Below are 1,752 nucleotides of genomic sequence, written 5' to 3' on the forward strand. Positions count from 1 at the left end.
TATAATCCGCCCCTTGTATCTTGCCTCATTAAATATCTTTGTTAATGATCTGAACCTTGTGTTTTCAAGCACAAGGTTTTTTATGATCGCAGACTAGGGTATGTTTTGGAAACTTAATCTTCCAACCCTAAAATCTGATTGACTTCGCTTTTATACAATACCGCTTTGGCACCAAAAATCGCTTGAATACCACCGCCGACTTCCAATACATCAATCGCGCCAATTTTTTTCAGGGTTGATTTATCGACTTTTTTCACATCTTTCAATGCCACGCGTAAACGGGTAATACAAGCATCGACGTGTTCGATATTCTCTTTTTCACCAAGAGCGGTAATGATTTTCACTGCATCGCTATGCAGATTACTCGTGGCAGAAACCGCACTTTGGTTCTCTTCCGTTTGGCTGTCGTCATCACGCCCCGGCGTCATCACGTTAAATTTCATAATCAAGAAACGGAACGTGAAATAGTACAACATCGCCCAAGGCACACCGACCAGCACCACTCGGATCCAGTTGGTTTTGGCATCGCCTTGCAAAATACCGAACAGTAAGAAATCGATAAAACCGCCGGAGAACGTATTGCCAATCGAAATATTAAGAATATCGGCAATGTAGAACGATACGCCGTCAAAGAAAGCGTGGATCACATAGAGCCAAGGTGCGACAAACAGGAACATAAATTCAATCGGTTCAGTGATACCGGTCAAAAATGAGGTTAAGGCAACACCTAAGAATAGCCCGCCGAACAGTTTACGTCGGGCTTTCGGTACACAGTGATACATTGCCAGACAAGCCGCCGGCAAACCAAACATCATGGTATCAAAACGTCCGGCAAAGAAGCGTGTTCCCTCAGTAAACAAGCCCTGATGATTCGGATCGGCCAATTGGGCGAAGAAGATTTTTTGCGCACCGGCAACCGCACTTCCTGCCACTTGTTCCACACCACCCAGTTCAGTGTACCAAAACAATGGATAGATCATGTGGTGTAAGCCGATTGCACCGGACAAGCGCATTAAGAAACCGTAGAAGAAAGTGCCGATAGCGCCCATCTTGGCAATACTTTCTCCGGCACTGACCAGCCAGCCTTGAAATGTCGGCCAAACTAAAAAGAAGAATAATCCGACAAAAATCGCGACAAAAGCCGTCACGATCGGTACGAAGCGCGAGCCACCAAAGAAGCCGAGCATTTGTGGCAATTGAATATTATGGTAGCGGTTGTGTAGCCAAACTACCGCCAATCCCATCAATAATGCGCCGATCACGCCGGTATCAATACCCGTGGCATCCGGTGTGAAAATTTTCAACAACGCACTGATGGTACCCACCATAATCAGATAGCCGACCACCGCTGCCAGCGCCGCCGTGCCTTTATCACGGTTCGCCAATCCAATTGCCAATCCGATACATAACAACAGTGCTAAATTGGCAAATACCACCGTACCTGCCGCTGCCATCACCTGAAAAATGCTTTGCAGCAACGCATTATCCAACACCGGGTAAGCTAATATCGTGGTTTGGTTTGAGAGTGCCCCGCCAATCCCCAACAACAGACCGGCGGCAGGCAGAATCGCAATCGGCAGCATAAAGGCTTTGCCGATCTTTTGTAGTGTTTTAAACATAGCAACTCCTAAAGTTTAAGAACAAAGGTTTAAGAAGAAAAACAAAAAGATGAACCGCACTTGGTTCATCTCAGACTGCTGACAAAGGTTAAAACACACGATTAATATTGTAAAAGTAGGGGGCGATTATATA

The 1,752-nt window shown here is 45.8% G+C and carries 1 protein-coding gene; it reads right to left on the reverse strand.

Annotated elements, in window-relative coordinates:
• Positions 1-113: 113 nt before the first annotated feature.
• Positions 114-1,619, reverse strand: a complete 1,506-nt coding sequence (locus FHQ30_RS12165; RefSeq protein ID WP_139612261.1) for a PTS transporter subunit EIIC — start codon at positions 1,617-1,619, stop codon at positions 114-116.
• Positions 1,620-1,752: the final 133 nt, after the last annotated feature.

It is taken from the genome of Testudinibacter sp. 'clade 2' (genome assembly GCF_006227735.1).
GTDB lineage: Bacteria > Pseudomonadota > Gammaproteobacteria > Enterobacterales > Pasteurellaceae > Chelonobacter.

Coding starts and splice junctions, on each gene's coding strand:
- FHQ30_RS12165 (WP_139612261.1), bottom strand. CDS start 1,619: ATGTTTAAAACACTACAAAAGATCGGCAAAGCCTTTATGCTGCCGATT.